The organism is Streptomyces sp. NPDC008313, assembly GCF_042956125.1.
In the GTDB taxonomy this organism is placed as follows: Bacteria; Actinomycetota; Actinomycetes; order Streptomycetales; family Streptomycetaceae; genus Streptomyces.
On record NZ_JBIBFR010000002.1, the window covers coordinates 271130 to 290958 of the forward strand.

At 71.9% G+C, this 19829-nt stretch carries 14 protein-coding genes and 1 tRNA gene; 11 read left to right on the plus strand and 4 right to left on the minus strand.

Going from position 1 to position 19829, the window contains the following annotated elements:
• The first annotated feature begins 73 nt into the window (after window positions 1–73).
• The 5 genes from ACFY93_RS04060 to ACFY93_RS04080 all read left to right on the plus strand — a co-directional run bounded on the left by ACFY93_RS04060 (window position 74) and on the right by ACFY93_RS04080 (window position 6693).
• Window positions 74–1360 carry an extracellular solute-binding protein gene (locus ACFY93_RS04060; RefSeq protein WP_391353348.1) on the plus strand — a complete coding sequence of 429 codons (1287 nt, stop codon included), beginning with the start codon at window positions 74–76 and terminating at the stop codon, window positions 1358–1360.
• Window positions 1360–2358, plus strand: a complete 999-nt coding sequence (locus tag ACFY93_RS04065) for an ABC transporter permease subunit (RefSeq protein ID WP_391353350.1) — start codon at window positions 1360–1362, stop codon at window positions 2356–2358. The genes ACFY93_RS04060 and ACFY93_RS04065 overlap by 1 nt, the downstream gene beginning before the upstream one ends.
• Window positions 2358–3254, plus strand: coding sequence for an ABC transporter permease subunit (locus tag ACFY93_RS04070; RefSeq protein ID WP_391353352.1), 897 nt, complete (start codon window positions 2358–2360; stop codon window positions 3252–3254). Before ACFY93_RS04065 ends, ACFY93_RS04070 begins: the two co-directional genes overlap by 1 nt.
• A 9-nt stretch (window positions 3255–3263) precedes the next feature.
• Complete coding sequence (locus ACFY93_RS04075) at window positions 3264–3863, plus strand: hypothetical protein (RefSeq protein ID WP_391353354.1); 600 nt, start codon at window positions 3264–3266, stop codon at window positions 3861–3863.
• 91 nt (window positions 3864–3954) lie between these two features.
• Complete coding sequence (locus ACFY93_RS04080) at window positions 3955–6693, plus strand: Tat pathway signal sequence domain protein (protein ID WP_391353357.1); 2739 nt, start codon at window positions 3955–3957, stop codon at window positions 6691–6693.
• Window positions 6694–6725: 32 nt separating this feature from the next.
• Here ACFY93_RS04080 and ACFY93_RS04085 read toward each other — a convergent pair whose 3' ends face one another.
• Window positions 6726–9173: an SCO7613 C-terminal domain-containing membrane protein gene (locus ACFY93_RS04085; protein WP_391353359.1), complete on the minus strand. Its 2448-nt coding sequence runs from the start codon at window positions 9171–9173 to the stop codon at window positions 6726–6728.
• Window positions 9174–9331: 158 nt separating this feature from the next.
• On the opposite strand from ACFY93_RS04085, the gene ACFY93_RS04090 reads away from it, so the two are divergent.
• Complete coding sequence (locus tag ACFY93_RS04090; protein WP_391353360.1) at window positions 9332–9778, plus strand: SRPBCC family protein; 447 nt, start codon at window positions 9332–9334, stop codon at window positions 9776–9778.
• 39 nt (window positions 9779–9817) lie between these two features.
• A tRNA-Val gene (locus ACFY93_RS04095) sits at window positions 9818–9889 on the plus strand.
• Window positions 9890–9941: 52 nt separating this feature from the next.
• Here the strand turns inward: ACFY93_RS04095 and ACFY93_RS04100 are convergent.
• Complete coding sequence (locus ACFY93_RS04100) at window positions 9942–10667, minus strand: exonuclease domain-containing protein (RefSeq protein ID WP_391353362.1); 726 nt, start codon at window positions 10665–10667, stop codon at window positions 9942–9944.
• 168 nt (window positions 10668–10835) lie between these two features.
• Here ACFY93_RS04100 and ACFY93_RS04105 point away from each other — a divergent pair, with 168 nt between their 5' ends.
• The 4 genes from ACFY93_RS04105 to ACFY93_RS04120 all read left to right on the plus strand — a co-directional run bounded on the left by ACFY93_RS04105 (window position 10836) and on the right by ACFY93_RS04120 (window position 15370).
• Entirely contained in the window at window positions 10836–11402 is a 567-nt protein-coding gene (locus tag ACFY93_RS04105) for a DUF4365 domain-containing protein (protein WP_391353364.1), read from the plus strand.
• On the plus strand, window positions 11399–12622 hold the full coding sequence (locus ACFY93_RS04110; protein WP_391353365.1) for a hypothetical protein: 1224 nt from the start codon (window positions 11399–11401) through the stop codon (window positions 12620–12622). Before ACFY93_RS04105 ends, ACFY93_RS04110 begins: the two co-directional genes overlap by 4 nt.
• A 136-nt stretch (window positions 12623–12758) precedes the next feature.
• Window positions 12759–14735, plus strand: coding sequence for a threonine--tRNA ligase (gene thrS / locus ACFY93_RS04115; RefSeq protein ID WP_391353367.1), 1977 nt, complete (start codon window positions 12759–12761; stop codon window positions 14733–14735).
• Window positions 14736–14812: 77 nt separating this feature from the next.
• On the plus strand, window positions 14813–15370 hold the full coding sequence (locus ACFY93_RS04120) for an HIT domain-containing protein (protein ID WP_391353368.1): 558 nt from the start codon (window positions 14813–14815) through the stop codon (window positions 15368–15370).
• A 416-nt stretch (window positions 15371–15786) separates the two neighbouring features.
• Here the strand turns inward: ACFY93_RS04120 and ACFY93_RS04125 are convergent, their stop codons facing one another.
• Window positions 15787–17454 carry a hypothetical protein gene (locus tag ACFY93_RS04125; protein WP_391353370.1) on the minus strand — a complete coding sequence of 556 codons (1668 nt, stop codon included), beginning with the start codon at window positions 17452–17454 and terminating at the stop codon, window positions 15787–15789.
• Between the two features lie 129 nt (window positions 17455–17583).
• Window positions 17584–19779: an elongation factor G-like protein EF-G2 gene (locus tag ACFY93_RS04130; RefSeq protein ID WP_391353371.1), complete on the minus strand. Its 2196-nt coding sequence runs from the start codon at window positions 19777–19779 to the stop codon at window positions 17584–17586.
• Window positions 19780–19829: the final 50 nt, after the last annotated feature.

Sequence of the window (19829 nt, forward strand, 5' to 3'; positions counted from 1 at the left end):
TACCTTGTGCCAGCAAGCGCTTACTTGAAACGATTCATGACGGCGGCCTGCACGTCGCGGGGAGGGCCTGACTATGGCAGAGAACAGAAGTGTCGAGAGGCGAACGATCCTCAAAGCGGCCGGAGCCTCGCTGGCCACGCTGGGGCTCGCCGCCACGACGGGCTGTGGCGGCGACAGCGGCTCCGGGGACGGGACGGTGACGATCCGTTATTCATGGTGGGGCGCGGACGACCGGGCCGAGCGGATCAACCGGACCATCGCGCTCTTCGAGAAGAAGTACCCGAAGATCAAGGTGAAGACGGACTTCCAGCCGTACACGGACTTCTGGAAGAAGTTCAACACCCAGGCTTCCGGCGGGAATCCGCCCGACGTCTTCCAGAATGCCATCGGATTCCTCCGGAAATACGACGCGAAGAATGTCCTGCTCGACCTCGACGAGCAGGTGAAGGCCGGCAACCTTTCCATGGACGGATTCCGGGCGGATCTGGAGAAGTTCGGCGTGGTCGACGGCAAACTCCTCGGCGTTCCCGTCGGTTCGAACTCGATGGCCCTGGTCATCGACAAGCACGTCTGGACAAAGGCGGGCGTGAAGCCGGAACAGGGCTGGACGTGGGACGACTTCGACGCGGCGATGAAGAGGATCCGGGACAGGGCGGGTCGCGCCGGGGACAGCGGCATGTACGGCGTCATGTACCTCTACGACCTGTACCTGCGCCAGAACGGCAAGGCGTTCTTCACCGAGAAGGGGCTCGGTTTCACCGAGGCCGATCTCGAGGACTGGTGGACCAAGGCCAAGAAGGGTGTCGAGGAGGGGCTTTACGCCGACCCGAAGAAGGTCGCCCAGGTCAAGCCCAAGTCCGCGGTCTCCGCCGAACTCGCCGGCTCCGAGTTCACCTGGGACAACTTCACCGTCCGCTACACCGCCGAGGGGAAGAGCGAGTACGGCCTCGCCCCGATCCCGACCACCGACGGCGAGAAGACCGGCCAGTACCTCGGTTCCCTGATGCTCAGCGCCTCCAAGCGCACCGAGCACCCCGAGGAGGTCGCTCAGTTCATCGACTTCATGGTGCACGACCCCGAGGTCGCCAAGATCATGGGCTACGACCGCGGTGTCCCGGCCACGCGGGCGCAGTACGACGCGTACCAGCCGGCGGACGAGGTCGACAAGGGCATCGCCGCCTACGAGGAGTCCCTGGTGAAGGCGGGCGTTCTGGAGACCATCACCCCGCACCCGAACGGCGCCGACATCTGCGAGGCCGCCTTCCTGCGCATCGCCGAGGAACTCGCGCTGGGCAAGCGGTCGGTGGACGACGCGACCAAGCAGTTCTTCACCGAGTCGAAGACGGCTCTCGCCGGCTGATGGGAACCACCGTGACACACGCCCCCGCGACGGAGGCCCCGGCCAGGGGCTCCGAGCCGCGGCACGGTCCGGTGGACTCCCCGCGCCCCGCCGCCCTCAAGCGGCGGGGCCGCCGGGAGAACCTGGCCGGCTACCTCTTCATGTCCCCCTGGATCGCCGGGTTCCTGCTGCTCACCGCCGAGCCCATGATCGCCTCCCTCTATTTCGCGTTCACCGACTACAACCTCTTCGACGCGCCCCGGTGGATCGGTCTCGACAACTTCTCGGAGATGTTCGGCGACCCCCGCTGGCGCCACTCGGTACGGGTGACGATGTGGTACGTCGTCGTCGGCACGCCGGTCAAACTGATCGCGGCGCTCGCGGTGGCCCTGCTGCTCGCCCAGAAGCGGCGCGGGCAGGCCTTCTACCGGGCCGCCTTCTACGCACCCTCGCTGATCGGGGCGAGCGTCTCCGTCGCCATCGTCTGGAAGGCGATCTTCTCGGACGACGCGATCGTCGACCGGACGCAGAAGCTGTTCGGCGTGGACGCCGGGGGCTGGACCGGCGACCCCGACATGATCCTCTACAGCCTGGTGGCGCTCACCGTCTGGCAGTTCGGCGCCCCCATGGTCATCTTCCTCGCCGGCCTCAAGCAGGTCCCGCGCGAACTGTACGAGGCGGCGCAGGTCGACGGCGCGGGGAAGCTGCGGCAGTTCTGGAACATCACCCTGCCGATGATCTCCCCCGTCCTCTTCTTCAACGTCCTGCTGGAGACCATCCACTCCTTCCAGATCTTCAGCTCGGCGTACATCGTGGGCGGCGGGGCGGGAGGCAACGCCTGCGGTCCCGCGGACGGCTCCATGGTCTACACCTGCTACCTCTACGTCCAGGGCTTCGAGAACAGCCGGATGGGCCTGGCCTCCGCCATGGCCTGGATGCTGCTCGTCGCGGTCGCCCTGGTGACGGCGGTGCTGTTCTGGTCCCAGAAGCGCTGGGTGCACTACGAGGAGGGCGCCTGATGAGCGCGCAGGTCACCGACGTCGCACAGACCCCGTCCACCAAGTCCGGCGGTGGCCTCCGCCGCGGGCTGCCCGGATCGCTCGCCTGGCACCTGGGCTCCCTCGCCCTCCTCGCCGTCATCCTCTATCCGGTGATCTGGGTCGTCGGCGGCTCGTTCAAGAAGAGCGAGGACATCGTCGGCAGCCTGGACCTGTTCCCCGGCTCCCCGATCACGTCCAACTACGCCCGCCTGACCGAGGGCATCGCGGACATCTCCGTCTCCACGTTCTTCCTCAACTCGCTGTTCCTCGCCGTCGGCTCCGTGGCCGGCATCCTGCTGTCCTGCTCACTGACCGCGTACGCCTTCGCGAAGATCAGGTTCGCGGGCCGCAACCTGCTGTTCACGCTGATGATCGGCACCCTGCTGCTGCCCTACCACGTGCTGCTCATCCCGCAGTACGTGCTGTTCCGCAACATGGACCTGATCAACTCGTACACACCCCTGCTGCTCGGCAAGTACCTCGCCACCGAGGCGTTCTTCGTCTTCCTGATGATGCAGTTCATGCGCAACCTCCCCCGGGAACTCGACGAGGCGGCCCGCCTCGACGGCTGCGGGCATCTGCGCATCTACTGGTCGATCGTGCTCCCGCTGAGCCGGCCGGCCCTGATCACCAGCGCGATCTTCACCTTCATCAACTCCTGGAACGACTTCATGGGCCCGCTGATCTACCTCAACGAGCCCGACAAGTACACGGTCTCCCTCGGCCTGAAGATGTTCGTCGACCAGGAGGGCGTGGCCGACTACGGCGGCATGGTCGCCATGTCCCTCGTCGCGCTGCTGCCCGTGCTCGCCTTCTTCCTGGCGTTCCAGCGCTATCTGATCGACGGCATGGCCACGTCCGGACTGAAGGGCTGAGGTGCGGCGATGAGCCAGGCAACCGTAAGGCCGCGCCGCACGCCGGGGGAGTCCCCGCTTGCCGGCAGGTTCGCGCTGTTCGCCGAGTGCCTGCTGACCGGAGTGTGGATCACGGTGGCCGCGCTGCCGCTGGTCACCTACCCCGCCGCGTTCGCCGCGGGCAGCCGCCATCTGCGCCGGCACACGGCCCACGAGGGAGGCGGCCTCGGCGCGTTCGCCGCCGACTTCCGCGCCGCCCTGCGCGGCGGATGGCTCGCCGGGCTCGCCGGCTGGGCCGCGGCGGGCGCGGTCTGGGTGGACGTGCGGGCCGTCCGCGCCGGTCTGCCCGGCGGTCCGCTCGTCGGCGCGGTGGGGGTGCTCGCCCTGATCGGCCTGGCCGTGGCCGGACTGCGCGCGGCGGCCCGCTGGGAGCCGGGCGCCTCGTGGCGCTCGCTGCTCGCGGCCGCCGGCCGCCGCACGCTCGTGGACCCCGCCGGTTCCTTCCTGCTCGTCGGCGGACTGGCCGTGGTGGTCTGCTCCGCCTGGTTCTCCGCACCGCTGGCGGTCCCCGTCCTCGGGGCCGTCGCGGCGGCCGCCGTCGCCGTGGAGGAACGCCACCGCCACCGCTGACCGCCCTCTGCGCCCCACCCGCGGGCCGGCGCTCCGGCGCCGCCCCTCGATCTGTCATGCCCCTGACTTCCCCGTCCGGAAAGGAAAGGCCATGTCCCCCATCCCCCGCAGGTCCCTCCTCAAGGCGGCCGCCGTCGCAGGCGCCGCCGCACAGTTCAGCTGGGCACTGGGCCCGAAGAACGCGCAGGCCGCCACCGGGACCGAGGCGTCCGGCCAGGACCCGGTGACCCTGGACTGGCTGGAGGACGGCGGCCTCGGCGCCGCCCCCGGCACCACCGTGGGCGTGCCCTGGCCCAAGGGCGCCCACGACGAGGACCAGACCTTCGCGCTCACGACCGCGGACGGCAAGGACGTACCCGTGCAGTCCTGGCCGATCGCCTACTGGCCGGACGGCTCCCTCAAGTGGACCGCGCACGCGGTGGGCGCGGGCGCGGGCAGCGGAAAGCTCACCCTGGCGCCCGGCGCTCCCGCCGCCCCCGACAGGAAGGTCACCGTCGACGAGCGCAGCGGCTCGATCGACATATCGACCGGAGTCGTCACCGCGAGGATCGGCAAGAGCGGCTCCGCCCTCGTCAAGTCGGTCAGGCGCGGCTCCACCGAGATCGCCAGGAACGGACGTCTGGTCCTCATCCGGCAGGGCGAACTGGAGGACGGTGACCAGGGCGCCGAGAAGTACGAGCGGTTCGAGAGCCACATCTCCGGGACCGAGGTCGAACAGGACGGCCCGGTCCGCGCCGTCGTCCGCATCGACGGCGAGCACCGCCACGGCGGACGCGGCTGGATGCCGTTCTCCGTCCGCCTGTACTTCTACGCGGGCTCCGAGTCGTTCCGCATGGTGCACACCGTGACCTTCGACGGGAAGCAGGAGCCCGGAAAGGCGAGCGGCGACTTCGTCCGCGGCCTCGGCGTCCGCTTCACCGTGCCCATGCGCGACGAGGCATACGACCGGCACATCCGCATCGGCGGCGAGGGCACCGGGCTGCTGCGGGAGGCCGTCAAGGGCGTCACCGGTCTGCGCCGCGACCCCGGAGCCGCCGTACAGGCCGCCCAGTTCGCCGGCGAGAAGCTGCCCGACCCGTCCACCTGGGACCAGCGGGTCACCACCCGCCTCCGGTACATCCCCGAATGGGGCGACTACACGCTCTCCCAGCTCTCCTCCGACGGCTTCACCCTGCGCAAGCGCACCACGAAGGGCCACGGCTGGATCGGCGCCGGCGGCGGGAAGCGGGCCTCCGGGTTCGGCTACGTCGGCGGCGCGAGCGGCGGACTCTCCTTCGGGCTGCGGGACTTCTGGGAGAAGTACCCCGCCCAGCTCGACATCCGCGACGCGCGGACCGACGAGGCCGAGGTCACCCTCTGGCTCTGGTCGCCCGAGGCACAGCCCATGGACCTGCGCTTCTACCACGACGGCATGGGCCAGGACACCTACGCCGAACAGCTCGAAGGCCTCAACATCACCTACGAGGACTACGAACCCGGGTTCGGCACCCCGCACGGCATCGCCCGCACCTCCGAACTCCTCTTCTGGGCCAACGAGTCCACCCCCGCCCCCGAGAAGCTCGCCGACCAGGTCAGGGCCGTCCGGACCCTGCCCCAGCTCGCCGCGCCGCCCAAGCACCTCGTGAAGGCAGGGGTCTTCGGCGGCCTCTTCTCCGAACCCGACCGCTCCACCGCCGCCAAGGCGAGGATCGAGGACCACCTCGACTTCCTCTTCGCCTACTACAAGGACCAGGTGGAGATGCGCCGTTGGTACGGCTTCTGGGACTACGGCGACGTCATGCACTCCTACGACCCGGCCCGCCACCAGTGGCGCTACGACGTCGGCGGATACGCCTGGGACAACTCCGAACTCTCCCCGGACATCTGGCTCTGGATGGCCTACCTCCGCTCGGGCCGCGCCGACATCTTCCGCTTCGCCGAGACCATGACCCGCCACACCGGCGAGGTCGACGTCTACCACCTCGGCAAGTGGGCCGGGCTCGGCACCCGGCACGGCGTGCAGCACTACGCCGACAGCGCCAAGCAGCAGCGCATCGCCAACACCACGTACCGGCGCTACTACTACTTCCTCACCGCGGACGAGCGCGTCGGCGACCTCATGCACGCCAACGTCGACTCCGACGAGACCTTCCTCGCCCTCGACCCCCTGCGCAAGATCCGCACGGAGCCGTACACGCCCGACCGGCACGCCCTGTCGATCGGCTTCGGCACCGACTGGAGCGGCCTCGTCTCCGCCTGGCTCACCGAGTGGGAACGCAAGGGCCCCAAGTGGGAGAAGGCCAAGGCACGCGTCCTTTCCACCATGGAGACCATCGCCGCCCAGCCCAACGGCTTCGTCCAGGGCAGCGGGCTCTACGACCTGGACACCGGCAGGTTCGCGATCGCCTCCGAGCCCGTGGTCTCCGTCTCACACCTGTCCGCGGTCTTCGGCCTGGGCGAACTGTGCGCCGAACTCATCGACCTCGTGGACGTCCCGGGGTTCAAGGACGCCTACCTCGACTACTGCCGCTACTTCAACGCCTCCAAGACCGAACAGGCGGCACGCTACGGCTCGGATTTCGGCTCACTGATCCTCTTCCAGGGCCACTCGCGCCTCGACGCGTACGCCGCCGTCCGGACCGGCGACGAGAAGCTGGCCCGGCGCGCCTGGAACAAGTTCTACGACTCCGACGGCTACAAGGAGTCGGCGCCCTGGACCACCGAGAAGGTGAGCGGCCCCGTCACCCTGGTACCGGGCAGCGAGGCCGACTGGGTGTACACCAACGACACGGCCCTCTACGGCCTCGCCGCCATCGAGAACCTGGCCCTGCTCGGCGACCGGATGCCCTGACCTCCGGCGGCGCCCAGGAGGGCCCGCCTGCCTCAGCGCATCCGTCCCAGCGCCTCCCGCATCCGCCTCGCGTCCCGCAGCCGCTGCTCGTACGTCGCGCCGAGCCCGAGCAGCAGCAGACCGGCGAGTGCGGGAGGCGCCCAGCGGGGGAGCGCACCGGCCACCTGGAGGATGTACGGGGCGAGCTCGTGCAGGGCGTCGAGGGCGAGGACCGTCGCGCCGAGCACGAGCGGCGCCCGCAGCCGCTGCCGGGCCCCCACCAGCGTGACCGCCAGGGCAGCCGCGCCCAGCAGCAGCGGCCGCGGCCCGTACGCGTCGCCCCAGGCCGCGAGGAGACTCGGGACGAGGGTGACCGCGAGACCCGGTCCGTACGCCGTCCAGGACGACGCCCGCGCGTCCTCACGGCGCCTCAGCGCGCCCATGAGCAGCGCCGGCACGGTCACCGGCAGCGTGTACGCCTCGGGCGAGCCGACGTCCCAGGAGACCAGGCGCACCCAGGAGGCCAGCGCGAACAGCACGGCGGCGGCGTAGCCGACCCGCCTGCGGTCGGCGCGGACGGCCGTGCCCACGGCGACCACACCGCTCAGGGCGAGGACCAGCGACAGCATCGACGGGTCGAGCGCCGACAGCCCGATCGCGAGCAGACCAGCGGCTGCGCCCGTCACCTCGACCGTCACGGTGAGCACCTGGTCGCGCGTCCGGGCCGCGAGCAGCGCCGCCGCGACCGGCACCACCAGCACCAGCAGCGCGATGTGCTGCGGTGCCCAGCCGGCCCACGCGCCCACCGCGCAGACCAGCGCCGTGGCGTACGCGAGGCCGGCCGCCGCACCGCCGGGCGCGAGAGGCGGCGACCACCGCGCGGCACCGGCGAACAGCACGGTCAGGGCCGCCAGCACCGCCAGCGTCGACCCCTGCGTGGCCAGGGCCAGGAACGCCAGCCCGAGCGAGGTCACCAGAGCCAGCCCGGCCGCCGTGACACCGAGCGGCGACGGCACCGTGCGCACCGCCACGGCCAGCACCGCCACCGTCGTCAACCCCTGCACCACCAGCCCCGCCGCGTAGGGCAGTTCGAGCGTCGCCGGGAACACGAGCGCCGTCGCCCACGCCAGGGCCAGTGCCCCGGCCGCCGCCCCGGGCCGCCGGTCCGTGCCCCGGCCCGCGAGTGCCAGGACACCCGCGACGACGGCGGGCACCAGCGGAGCCGTGGTCATGTCCGACGGCCACGTGCCGCCGGGCGTCACCGCCGCCCGGACGTCCGCGGGAGCGCCGGACCAGACGTGCTCCACGAGGCCCACCGGCCCCAGCAGCGCGGCGGCCACCAGGGGCACCGCCCAGGACAGCGCCAGCACCTGGACGCACACCGAGGCCAGCACCGACCCGCGCCGCACCGGCGCCGGCAGCGCACTCCGTACGACGGCCAACAGCGCGACACCGAGGGCGAGATGCACCGGAACGGTCCACTCGCCGGGCAGCACCGCGCGCGGCACGCCCCCCAGGGCCACGACCAGCAGCAGCGCGCAGGCCAGCGCGTTGCCGACCGCGACGTCCTGTTCCGGCCCCCGCCACGCCGCCGCCAGCGCGACCGCCGCGGCGAACAGCAGCAGCGCCGCCGCACCGGCCGCCTCGCCCGGACCGTGGGCCGCCCACGAGAGCCGGCCGGCCGCCAGGACACCCCAGCCGCCCATCCCGTACGCGCCGGTGACCGCGACGATCCGCACCGCCCGCACCGGCACCCGGAGCGCCAGAACCGTGTCGAACGCGGCCGTCGCCAGCAGTGACACGGTCATCGTGTGCGCGTCCGCACCGGCCGCGGCCGCCCACAGGAGCAGCGGGAGCTGCGCCGTGGCCGCGGCGGCCGGGAGCGGCAGCCCCAGCGGAAGCCCGACCGGCCCCGATGCCCGGCCGGAGGCGGTCCGCGTGTCCATGGCCAGCCCGTAGCCGGCCCACACCGCGGCCAGTACGGCCGACGCGGCGGCCGCGTACGCGACGCCCCGCGCGCCGGGGAACGCGACCTCGTGCAGCGCGTACACGTCGAGCACCGTCAGGGCCAGCCCGAGCGCCGCCACCGCCTCGGCGGTCGAGCGCAGCCCCCGGCGCAGCAGCGCCACCGGCGCACCGAGCGCGGCCAGTGTCACCGCGGCCAGCACGACGGCCCGCCCCGCGATCCCCATCCGGCCCCAGCTGACCAGCGTGAACGCGATCGCGGCGACGGTCAGCAGAATGCCGCCGAGCACCAGCAGCACGTTCTGTACGCCCGGCGCCGACGCCTCGGGCCGGCGGGCGGCGACGGGCGCCGGCCACGACCGGTGGGGCCCGGCCTGCGGAAGCGGGGCGGCCTGCGGCGGCGGGGCGGCGGCCGCCCGGAGCACGTCCACGAGCCAGGCGCGGCGTATCAGCAACTGCGCGCGGCGGCCGTCCAGTTGCCGCAGCTCGGCGTCGAGCAGCCGCAACTCCTCGGCGGGAGGCGGAATATTCGTCATACGACGGAGTGTGGTTCCGGTCACGGCGCACGGCATGAGCGCACGTACTCAGCCCCGTACTCAGATGCCCGGCACCCGCACCCGGCCCCCGCACCCGACCCCCTGCCCCGCCCGTACCCCCGGCCCCGGGACCCCCTCGCGACCGGCAGACTCGGCCCATGGACTGGACCCACTACCGCTTCCGCACCCTGTGGGAGCTGCCCGCCCCGCCCGCCGCCGTGTACGCCGCCCTGGAACGCCCCGAGGACTATCCGCTCTGGTGGCCCCAGGTCCGCGAGGTCACCCGGATCGACGACCGCACCGGCCGGCTCCGCATCCGCTCGCTCCTCCCGTACGACCTGGTGTTCACCGCGCGGCAGACGCGCCGCGACCCGGAGGCCGGGGTCCTGGAGGCCGCCATGACCGGCGACATCGAGGGCCGGGCGCGCTGGACCGTCACCGCCGGGGGGCCGGGCACCCGGGCCCGCTACGACCAGGAGGTCGACGTGACCAAGCCACTGCTGCGGCGCCTCGCCGTACCGGGACGGCCCCTCTTCCGGGCCAACCACACGCTGATGATGCGAGCCGGACGGCGGGGACTGAGGGAACACCTGGAAGCGGTTTGAACCTCACCCGCCCGGACCTGTATGGTTCAGTGCGTTCCCGGGCGATTAGCTCAGTGGGAGAGCGCTTCGTTCACACCGAAGAGGTCACTGGTTCGAACCCAGTATCGCCCACCGGGAAGGCCGGTCCGTCACCGACGGACCGGCTTTTTTGCGCGCCCGCGCCTCACGCCGCGGCCGGGAGCTCCGGACGCAGCGGCCACGCCGGGTCCACCAGCTCCTCCGAGCCGCTGCGCGCGAACCACGCCTGCAGACCGTGCGCCTGCGCCGCGTGCCACACAGCCTGCAGCGTGTGCAGTTCGGCGGGCGAGAGCCGCTCCAGACGCGCCGCGAAACGACGCCCCACCGCCCGCACCACCTCGAGCGCCGCCAGCGCGTCCGCCGCCGCGTCGTGAGCGGCCTCCAGTTCGACGCCGTAGTGCGCGCACAGATCGGTGAGGGTACGGCGGCCCTTGCGGTAGCGGTCCAGATGCTTGTCGAGGACCCGCGGGTCGAGCACATGCAACGGCACGGAGCCGAGCCGGCGGTCGAGACCGGACGCCCGGTGCCGGCGCAGCTCACGGTCCAGCAGCGTCAGATCGAACGGAGCGTTCATCACCACCAACGGGCGCCCCGCGGCGCTCTGTTCGCCCAGCTCCCGGGCTATCTCGTCCATCACCGGCGACGGCCAGCGGCCGTTGCGCTGCAGGAACTCGTCCGTGAGCCCGTGCACCTCCGTCGCCCCCGCGGGCACCGGCACCCCCGGATTCACCAGCCACCGCATCACCCGCGGCCGGGCACCCGGCGCGACCTGGACGACGACGGCGGCCGACACGATCCGGTCGGTCTCGACGTCCACGCCCGTCGTCTCCGTGTCGAACGCGGCCAGCGGGCCTTCGTACCAGCACGTCATACGCGACAACTCCTCGTTCACCTCCGGCAGCTGACGCACCGTCCTCTGCCCGTTTCGGTGATACCCGCCCTGTTTGCGACGTACGCCGGGAGGAGACAACACAGGTACGGGTCTTTGCAGTTCAGCGACCCGTGGCAAGGATCCACCCGGCTGGAAAGGCTGTTGGCCATGGCACTCGCGCAGCCCGAGCGGGGCGGGCTGCTGCCCGACAGGACGGCACCGCGTCGCGGCACCCTGGCGACCACCGCCTGCATGGAGACGCTCCAGGTGGGCTACCTCCACGCCGTGGCGGCCGCGGCGGGCTGCTCCCTCTCCCAGCCGTTCCCGGACAACGGCATCGACTGGCACGTCAGCCACAGCGCCCCCGGGCACACCGTGGACGACGAGGTCACCATCAAGGTCCAGCTGAAGTGCACGTACCAGATACCGCCGAACCCTCCCGGGCCCGCCTTCTCCTTCACGCTCGACAACGACCACCTGGCGAAGCTGGCCCGCACCCCCGTCTCGGTGCACAAGATCCTCGTCGTGATGCTCGTGCCCCGCGCCCAGGAGGACTGGCTGCGGGCCGGTCACGACCGCCTCGACCTGCGGCACTGCTGCTACTGGACCAACCTGGCCGGTCACCCCGTCACCGGCCGCCGGAAGACCACCGTGCGGATACCGACCTCGCGCATCTTCGACGACCGGGCGCTCTGCGAGATCATGACGCGGGTCGGAACGGGAGGCAGACCATGACGCACCGCCCCCTCGACGGACCTCTGCGCCCCGTCCGCCCGCACCCGGTCGAGGCACCGGGCCCCTGGCCCGGACCCCCGGCCCCGGAACACGTCGATCCGGCCGTGCTGAGCGCGCTGCTGCACCGGCACGGCTGGCAGCGCCGCGGCGGGGCCGCCGGACGGTACGGGCGCTGGACACCACCGGGACCCGGCGGCGCGGCGACGAGCCTGCTCGTACCGGAGAACCGGTCCTTCCCCGACAGCGACGACCTGCTCGGCGAGGCCCTCGTCGCGCTCTCCCGCAGCGGATCCCCGGCCGCCCGGGACGTCCTGCTCGGCCTCACCGTCCCCAGCGACGAGATCCGCTGGTGGCGCGACGTCCCCACCGGCCCCGCCGGCGCGGCGCCGTGGACCGTGGAGGAACAGCTGCGCGCCGCCGCCCGGCAGATGCTCCTCGCCGGCGCGCTCGCCGCCCGCGCGCGGGCCGGCTACTACGGCGCCCGCCACCGGGGGCCCGCCGCCGCGTCGCTCGAGAGCGTCCTGACCGGCGCCGCCCCCGGCGGCCGCCGCCTCACCGCCTTCGTGCCCGTCCGTACCGGGCGCCCGCTCGCCGTCCGCCTGCACCAGGCGCTGTACGCGGCCCGGGAGGCCGTCGACTACCAGCGCGCCACCGGCGGCATGGACGCCTTCGACACGGCCGTGGAGGCGGGCGTCAGCCATGAGCTGACCGAGGCGATCGTCGCCCTGGTCCACGGCACCCAGGGCGCCAGGATCGCCGTCGAGTGGGCCCCGGCCGCCGGAGTCCCCGAGGGGTGCGCCGCCCCCGCCGAGCCGGTCGAGTTCTCTCCGGGCGACCTGCCCGCGCTCCGTGCGGCGGCGGCCCGCTATCTGCGCCGGGAACCGTCCGTCCCGGTGTGCGTCACCGGCGCCGTGGTGCGGATGCGCAGGTCAGATCCGCGCGGCGAGGGCGTCGTACGGCTGAGGGTGGTCGCGGGCGCGGAGGTTCCCTACGTCCGTGTCGCCCTCGGCGAGGAGGCGTACCGGATCGCCGGGCACGCCCACCTCGTCGGGCTGCCGATCCGGGTCCGGGGCCGGCTGGAGCGCCGCGGCGGCTTCCGCCGGCTCACGGACGCCTCGGGCGTCGCACCGGTGCCGGTCGACGAGGCCGAGCGGGACCGGCTGATGAAGTCGCTCCAGGAGAACATGGATTTCTTCGGGGAGGCGTGCAGCGGGGAGTGACGGCGTCCGGCGCGGGGCGGCGGCACCCGCGCGCGGGCAAACCGTTTCGCGAAGCTCCCCCCGGGCTCGGTACGATCGCTCTCGTATCGCGTGCGCAACAGTCGATGCGCGCGTGCCCTTCAGGCAGGAGAGACCGGTGTCAGACGTCCGTGTGATCATCCAACGCGATTCCGAGCGGGAAGAGCGCGTGGTGACGACGGGCACTACGGCGGCCGACCTGTTCGCCGGCGAGCGCACCGTCGTCGCGGCCCGCGTGGCCGGAGAGCTCAAGGACCTCGCGTACGAGGTGCGGGACGGCGAGAAGGTCGAGCCCGTCGAGATCTCCTCCGAGGACGGCCTGAACATCCTGCGCCACTCCGCCGCGCACGTCATGGCCCAGGCCGTGCAGGAGCTGTTCCCCGAGGCCAAGCTGGGCATCGGGCCGCCGGTCAGGGACGGCTTCTACTACGACTTCGACGTGGAGAAGCCCTTCACGCCCGAGGATCTCAAGGCCGTCGAGAAGAAGATGCAGGAGATCCAGAAGCGCGGCCAGCGCTTCTCCCGCCGCGTCGTCACCGACGACGCCGCCCGCGAGGAGCTGGCGAACGAGCCGTACAAGCTGGAGCTGATCGGCCTCAAGGGCTCCGCGTCGCACGACGACGGGGCGGACGTCGAGGTCGGCGCCGGCGAGCTGACGATCTACGACAACCTGGACGCCAAGACCGGCGACCTGTGCTGGAAGGACCTCTGCCGAGGCCCGCACCTGCCCACCACCCGCGCCATCCCGGCGTTCAAGCTGATGCGCAACGCCGCCGCGTACTGGCGGGGCAGCGAGAAGAACCCGATGCTCCAGCGCATCTACGGCACCGCCTGGCCGTCCAAGGACGAGCTGAAGGCGCACCTGGAGTTCCTCGCCGAGGCCGAGAAGCGCGACCACCGCAAGCTGGGCAGCGAGCTCGACCTCTTCTCCATCCCCGAGCAGATCGGCTCCGGCCTCGCCGTCTTCCACCCCAAGGGCGGCATCATCCGCCGGGTCATGGAGGACTACTCGCGCCGCCGCCACGAGGAGGAGGGCTACGAGTTCGTCTACACCCCGCACGCGACGAAGGGGAAGCTCTTCGAGACCTCGGGCCACCTGGACTGGTACGCCGACGGCATGTACCCGCCCATGCAGCTCGACGAGGGCGTGGACTACTACCTCAAGCCCATGAACTGCCCGATGCACAACCTGATCTTCGACGCGCGCGGCCGCTCCTACCGCGAACTGCCCCTGCGGCTCTTCGAGTTCGGCACGGTCTACCGCTACGAGAAGTCGGGCGTCGTGCACGGCCTGACCCGCGCCCGCGGTTTCACCCAGGACGACGCGCACATCTACTGCACCAAGGAGCAGATGGCGCAGGAGCTCGACACGACGCTCACCTTCGTCCTCAACCTCCTGCGCGACTACGGCCTGACCGACTTCTACCTGGAGCTGTCCACCAAGGACCCGGAGAAGTTCGTCGGCAGCGACGAGGCCTGGGAGGAAGCCACCGAGACGCTCCGCCAGGTCGCCGAGAAGCAGGGCCTGCCCCTGGTCCCGGACCCGGGCGGCGCGGCCTTCTACGGCCCGAAGATCTCCGTCCAGGCACGCGACGCCATCGGCCGTACCTGGCAGATGTCGACGGTGCAGCTGGACTTCAACCTGCCGGAGCGCTTCGACCTGGAGTACACCGGCCCGGACGGCTCGAAGCAGCGCCCCGTCATGATCCACCGGGCCCTGTTCGGCTCGATCGAGCGCTTCTTCGCGGTGCTCCTGGAGCACTACGCCGGGGCCTTCCCGGCGTGGCTCGCCCCGGTGCAGGCGGTGGGCATCCCGGTGGGTGACGCGCACATCCCGTATCTGCAGGAGTTCGCCGCCGAGGCGAAGCGGAAGGGCCTGCGGGTCGAGGTCGACGCGTCCTCGGACCGGATGCAGAAGAAGATCCGCACCCAGCAGAAGCTCAAGGTCCCGTTCATGATCATCGTCGGTGACGACGACATGCACGCGGGCACGGTGTCGTTCCGCTACCGCGACGGTTCACAGGAGAACGGCATCCCGCGCGACGAGGCGCTGGCGAAGCTCGTCGACGTGGTGGAGCGCCGCGTCCAGGTGTGAGACGCGGGCCCCCGGGGTCTTCCCCGGGGGCCCGTCCCCGTCCGCCCCCGCGACACGCCGACCGACGTCCAGGTCATATGCTGCTTCACATGACGAGTGAGCCGGAGCAGCAGATCGGGGTGGGCACGCAGGACGCGTTCCAGCGCTTGTGGACGCCTCACCGGATGGCCTACATCCAGGGCGAGAACAAGCCGACCGGCCCCGGCGCCGAGGACGGCTGCCCCTTCTGCTCCATCCCGGCGAAGTCCGACGAGGACGGGCTCGTGGTGAGGCGCGGCGAGCACGTGTACGCGGTGCTCAACCTCTACCCGTACAACGGCGGCCACCTGATGGTCGTGCCCTACCGCCACGTCGCCGACTACACGGATCTGACCGGCCCGGAGACCGTCGAACTGGGCGAGCTGACCAAGCAGGCGATGACCGCGCTGCGGACCGCCTCGGGCGCGCACGGCTTCAACATCGGCATGAACCAGGGCAGCGTCGCGGGCGCGGGCATCGCCGCGCACCTGCACCAGCACATCGTCCCCCGCTGGGGCGGCGACACCAACTTCATGCCGGTGGTGGGCCACACCCGGATCCTCCCCCAGCTCCTCGCCGACACCCGCAAAATGCTGGCAGAAGCCTGGCCCACCTGACCCCACCCCGCGGCAGCCGACGGCGCACCGGGCCGTTCCCCCACCCGCCCGCAGCCGGGCCGACCGCCCACCCGCCCCACCTGCCCGCAGCCGACGGCGCAGCCGGGCCCCGGCCACCCGTCCCACCTGCCCGCAGCCGACCGCGCAGCCGGGCCGCCGTCACCCGCCCCCATCCGCCCGCAGTCGGCGGCGTACGGGAGGGGGCGTGCCGGAACGTCCGCCCGCAGCGGCCGGCGCGTCAACACCGTCCACTGACAAGCACCCGATTCCGCGCCGGACCGAGGACGGATGCTCCGGCGCGACCCCGACGCACCCGTAACCGCACCCGCACCACCCGCACCGCAACCGAGCCGCACCCGCCCCAAGCCGCACCGAGCCCCCCGGCCCCGCGCCCCCCGCTCCCCGGCCGGCAAGGCCTACGCGTCGTAGACGTCCGCCTTCCGAGGCGAGACATCCTGCACCGACGTGCTCAGGAACGCCGACCGCGACCCGAACTTGTCGGTGTCCACGCCGTTCTCCTCGAGGACCTTGATCGCCGCGGAGTGCACCACCCGCAGCACCGGCGTCGCGGCCCGCAGCGCGTCGTCCGCCATGAACCGGTGCCGCCACGGCTGGTCCGCCCACGCGTGCCGGAGCCCGAACGGCTCGGGCAGCGCCAGTGATCCCCCGAGCCAGTTGAGCAGCGGCGGGTACCAGCTCAGCGGCGCGCGCGCGGTGAGGCGGACGACCTCGTCCGCGTCGACCAGCGGCAGCTTCACCTTGCGGGTCTCCCAGAATTTCACCGACTTGGAGACGACCTTCTCCTTGGCCGCGGGCTTCGTGGTGAAGAGCGGGTTGACGGGCCCCAGCGCATGCCCGGTGACCTCGATGCGCAGCGTCTCGTACAGCACGGTCACCGTGATCAGCATGGTGATGACCAACTGCCCGTCCCACAGCGTCCACTGCACCCCGAGGTAGTGCCGGTCGCCGCTGCCGAACTGCTGCTTGTTGCAGATGTCCTGTATGGCGTGCGTCTTGACCTGGTAGGCCTCCACGTCCGTGCCGCCGGGACGGGCCACCGCGGTGGCGTTCTCGCCGATGGGTGTGACGACCCAGTGCTTGATCGAGGGCTTGGGGAAGCCGCCGGTGTTGAGCGGGCCGCGCTCCAGCATCCGCAGCTGGTCGTGGATGGAGCGGATGACGTCCCAGCTGCGGAACGGATGGATCTCCTTGTCCGCGTCCCGGGGGATCAGGTCCTCGGCGAGCTGCCAGCTGCCCCAGCGGGTTCCCATGCCGAGTATGCCCTTGGGACCGGCGTAGAAGACCGAGTTGGACTGCTGCTCGGCGGACAGCCGGGCGAGGCTCTGGCGGAGCCGTTCGGCGGAGGTCTCCCCGGGGCTGCCGGGCACGGCCTCCGGGATCTTCGCCCCGATGCCGCCACCGGCGAGCAGGCTGTCCCACCTCTCGCGCAGGTCCTTCGCCGTGCGTTCGCAGATCTGCTTGGCCCAGAGCCAGCCGACGACGGGAAGCACGATCGCGGCGCGCGTGTACCAGCCCCAGAATCCGGCGAAGGGCGTCTTGACGAGGAAGAGCACGGCGAGCGCGCCCACGGCGACGAGCAGCGCGGTGCCGAGGGCCGAGGCCCGCTTGTCCACCGTCTTGGAGACGGCGCGGCGGGTCTGGAAGACCAGCAGCCACACGAAGAGGCCGGGCAGGAAGATCACTCCGCACAGCACCATCACCGCCGAGAGCCAGTTGTCGCGCTCGCGGCGGATGCGGCTGGCGGCCAGGCAGTGCTCGACGACGGCCTGGGGTTCGGTGCCGAAGGACTGGATGAGCGGGGCGCGGCCGGCGCCGAGCATCCGGTCCTGGACGGCGCGCGAGAAGGCCTCGCCCAGGTTGGGTGTGAACAGCGAGAGTTTCCCCGCCTTGACGGTGGACTTGTGCCATTCGTTGTCGGCCTTGAGGATCTCCGTGACGTCACTGTCGCGGTACGCCGCGGAGGCGAGCGCGAAGGTCGCCGCCGTCTGCCCCGCGGTGCCCGAGAGGGGCACCTGCGCCCCCGGGCTGAAATCGAATCCGTCGTCCGCCACTGCCGCCCCCATCGCCGCCGTCCACTGCTGCGGCTTTTCCCGACTTCCCTGCCCCGCACACCTGTTGATCCTGCCCGGACCACAGGTCCTGACCATCCCTCAGGGTATCGGCAGCCGCGGGCCGCCTCCGGCACACCGGCCCTACGCCGCTGCCCGCATCCGCTCCGCGACCTGCGCGGGCATCGCCTCGTGCCGTACGTACCGCCGGTCGAAGCGCGCCGTGCCGTGGGAGAGGGACCGCAGGTCGACGGCGTACCGGCCGATCTCGAGTTCCGGGACCTCGGCCCGTACGAGAGTGCGCGCGCCGCCCGCCTGCTCGGTGCCGACGACCCGTCCGCGCCTCCCGGACAGGTCACTCATGACCGGGCCCACGTACGCGTCCCCGACGAGGACGCTCACCTCGGCGACGGGTTCGAGGAAGTGGATCCCGGCGTCGGCGGCGGCCTCGCGCAGCGCCAGCGCCCCGGCGGTCTGGAACGCGGCGTCGGAGGAGTCCACGGAGTGCGCCTTGCCGTCGACGAGGGTGACGCGGATGTCGGTGAGCGGATGGCCGGCGGCGACGCCCTTCGCGGCCTGGGCGCGCACGCCCTTCTCGACGGAGGGGATGAACTGCCGGGGCACGGCGCCGCCGACGACCTTGTCGACGAACTCGATGCCGGAACCGCCGGGCAGCGGTTCGACCTCGATCTCGCAGATCGCGTACTGGCCGTGGCCGCCGGACTGCTTGACGTGGCGGCCGCGCCCCGTGGACCGCTTCACGAACGTCTCGCGCAGGGAGACCAGGTGCGGTACGACGTCCACCTGGACGCCGTAGCGGCTGCGCAGCCGTTCCAGGGCGACGTCGGCGTGGGCCTCGCCGAGGCACCACAGGACGACCTGGTGGGTGTCCTGGTTCTGTTCGAGGCGCATGGTCGGATCCTCGGCGACGAGCCGTCCGAGCCCCTGGGAGAGCTTGTCCTCGTCGGCCTTGCTGTGCGCCTGGATGGCGAGCGGCAGCAGCGGGTCGGGCATGTCCCAGGGCTCCATGAGCAGCGGGTCGTCCTTGGCGGAGAGGGTGTCGCCGGTCTCCGCGTGGCTCAGCCGGGCCACGCAGGCCAGGTCGCCGGCGATGCAGTGGGTCAGCGCCCGCTGCTGCTTGCCGAAGGGCGTGGAGAGGGCGCCGACACGTTCGTCGGCCTCGTGGAGGGCGCGGCCCTCGTGGCCGTGGTCGGCCAGCCCGTGACCGGAGACGTGCACGGTGTCGTCGGCGCGCAGGGTGCCGGAGAAGACCCGGACGAGCGAGAGACGGCCCACGTAGGGGTCGCCGGCCGTCTTCACGACCTCGGCGACCAGCGGACCGCCGGGGTCGCAGGCCCGCATGCGGCGGGCGGTGCCGTCCGGCGTGGTGACGGCGGGGGCCTCGCGCTCCAGCGGGGTGGGGAAGCCGCCGGTGATCAGCTCGAGGAGTTCGACCGTGCCGAGGCCCTGGCGGGCGCCGGGGGCGGCGGGCGCGGCGGCCAGGACGGGGAAGAAGGCCCCGCGGGCCACGGCTCGTTCCAGGTCCTGGACGAGTGTCCTGTAGTCGATCTCCTTGCCCCCGAGATAGCGGTCCATGAGGGTCTCGTCCTCGCTCTCGGCGATGATCCCCTCGATCAGCCGGTTCCGGGCCTGCTCGACGACCGGGAGCCGGTCCGGCCCGGGCTCGGCCTCCTCACGTCCGCCCGAGGCGTAGTCGAAGACGCGCTGGGACAGCAGGCCGACCAGCCCCGTCACCGGCGCGTGCCCGTCCGGCCCGGGCGCGCCGCGCAGCGGGAGGTACAGCGGCAGTACGGCGTCGGGGTCGTCGGCGCCGAAGGCCTCGGCGCAGTCCCTGGTCATCTGCTCGAAGTCGGCCCGCGCGGCCTCCAGGTGGGTGATCACGATGGCGCGTGGCATGCCGACGGCCGCGCACTCCTCCCACACCACGCGGGTCGAGCCGTCCACGCCGTCGGAGGCGGAGACGACGAAGAGGGCCGCGTCCGCGGCGCGCAGACCGGCCCGCAGTTCCCCGACGAAGTCGGCGTATCCGGGGGTGTCCAGCAGATTGATCTTGTAGCCGTCCCAGTCGACGGGCACCAGGGAGAGCTGTACGGAGCGCTGCTGACGGTGCTCGATCTCGTCGTGGTCGGAGAGGGTGCCGCCCTCCTCCACGCGGCCCGCCCGGTTCACCGCTCCCGCGGTCAGCGCGAGAGCCTCCACCAAAGTCGTCTTGCCCGATCCGCTGTGGCCGACCAGCACCACATTCCGTACGGACGCGGGGTGGTCGGCCGCCGTGGCCCTGCCGGCGGCTCCGGGGTGTGCGTTCGCCTTGTCGCCCATGGCCTTGCCTCCCGTACACGGTGAGGTCTCTGTGGGCGCGGACACGCGTG

What these genes read in the sequence shown, in the direction of transcription:
- ACFY93_RS04125 (WP_391353370.1), bottom strand. Translation starts at nt 17,454, where the DNA reads ATGGGGGCGGCAGTGGCGGACGACGGATTCGATTTCAGCCCGGGGGCG.
- ACFY93_RS04120 (WP_391353368.1), top strand. Translation starts at nt 14,813, where the DNA reads ATGCTGCTTCACATGACGAGTGAGCCGGAGCAGCAGATCGGGGTGGGC.
- ACFY93_RS04070 (WP_391353352.1), top strand. Translation starts at nt 2,358, where the DNA reads ATGAGCGCGCAGGTCACCGACGTCGCACAGACCCCGTCCACCAAGTCC.
- ACFY93_RS04130 (WP_391353371.1), bottom strand. Translation starts at nt 19,779, where the DNA reads ATGGGCGACAAGGCGAACGCACACCCCGGAGCCGCCGGCAGGGCCACG.
- ACFY93_RS04100 (WP_391353362.1), bottom strand. Translation starts at nt 10,667, where the DNA reads ATGACGTGCTGGTACGAAGGCCCGCTGGCCGCGTTCGACACGGAGACG.
- ACFY93_RS04075 (WP_391353354.1), top strand. Translation starts at nt 3,264, where the DNA reads ATGAGCCAGGCAACCGTAAGGCCGCGCCGCACGCCGGGGGAGTCCCCG.
- ACFY93_RS04060 (WP_391353348.1), top strand. Translation starts at nt 74, where the DNA reads ATGGCAGAGAACAGAAGTGTCGAGAGGCGAACGATCCTCAAAGCGGCC.
- ACFY93_RS04080 (WP_391353357.1), top strand. Translation starts at nt 3,955, where the DNA reads ATGTCCCCCATCCCCCGCAGGTCCCTCCTCAAGGCGGCCGCCGTCGCA.
- ACFY93_RS04085 (WP_391353359.1), bottom strand. Translation starts at nt 9,173, where the DNA reads ATGACGAATATTCCGCCTCCCGCCGAGGAGTTGCGGCTGCTCGACGCC.
- ACFY93_RS04090 (WP_391353360.1), top strand. Translation starts at nt 9,332, where the DNA reads ATGGACTGGACCCACTACCGCTTCCGCACCCTGTGGGAGCTGCCCGCC.
- ACFY93_RS04065 (WP_391353350.1), top strand. Translation starts at nt 1,360, where the DNA reads ATGGGAACCACCGTGACACACGCCCCCGCGACGGAGGCCCCGGCCAGG.
- ACFY93_RS04110 (WP_391353365.1), top strand. Translation starts at nt 11,399, where the DNA reads ATGACGCACCGCCCCCTCGACGGACCTCTGCGCCCCGTCCGCCCGCAC.
- ACFY93_RS04105 (WP_391353364.1), top strand. Translation starts at nt 10,836, where the DNA reads ATGGCACTCGCGCAGCCCGAGCGGGGCGGGCTGCTGCCCGACAGGACG.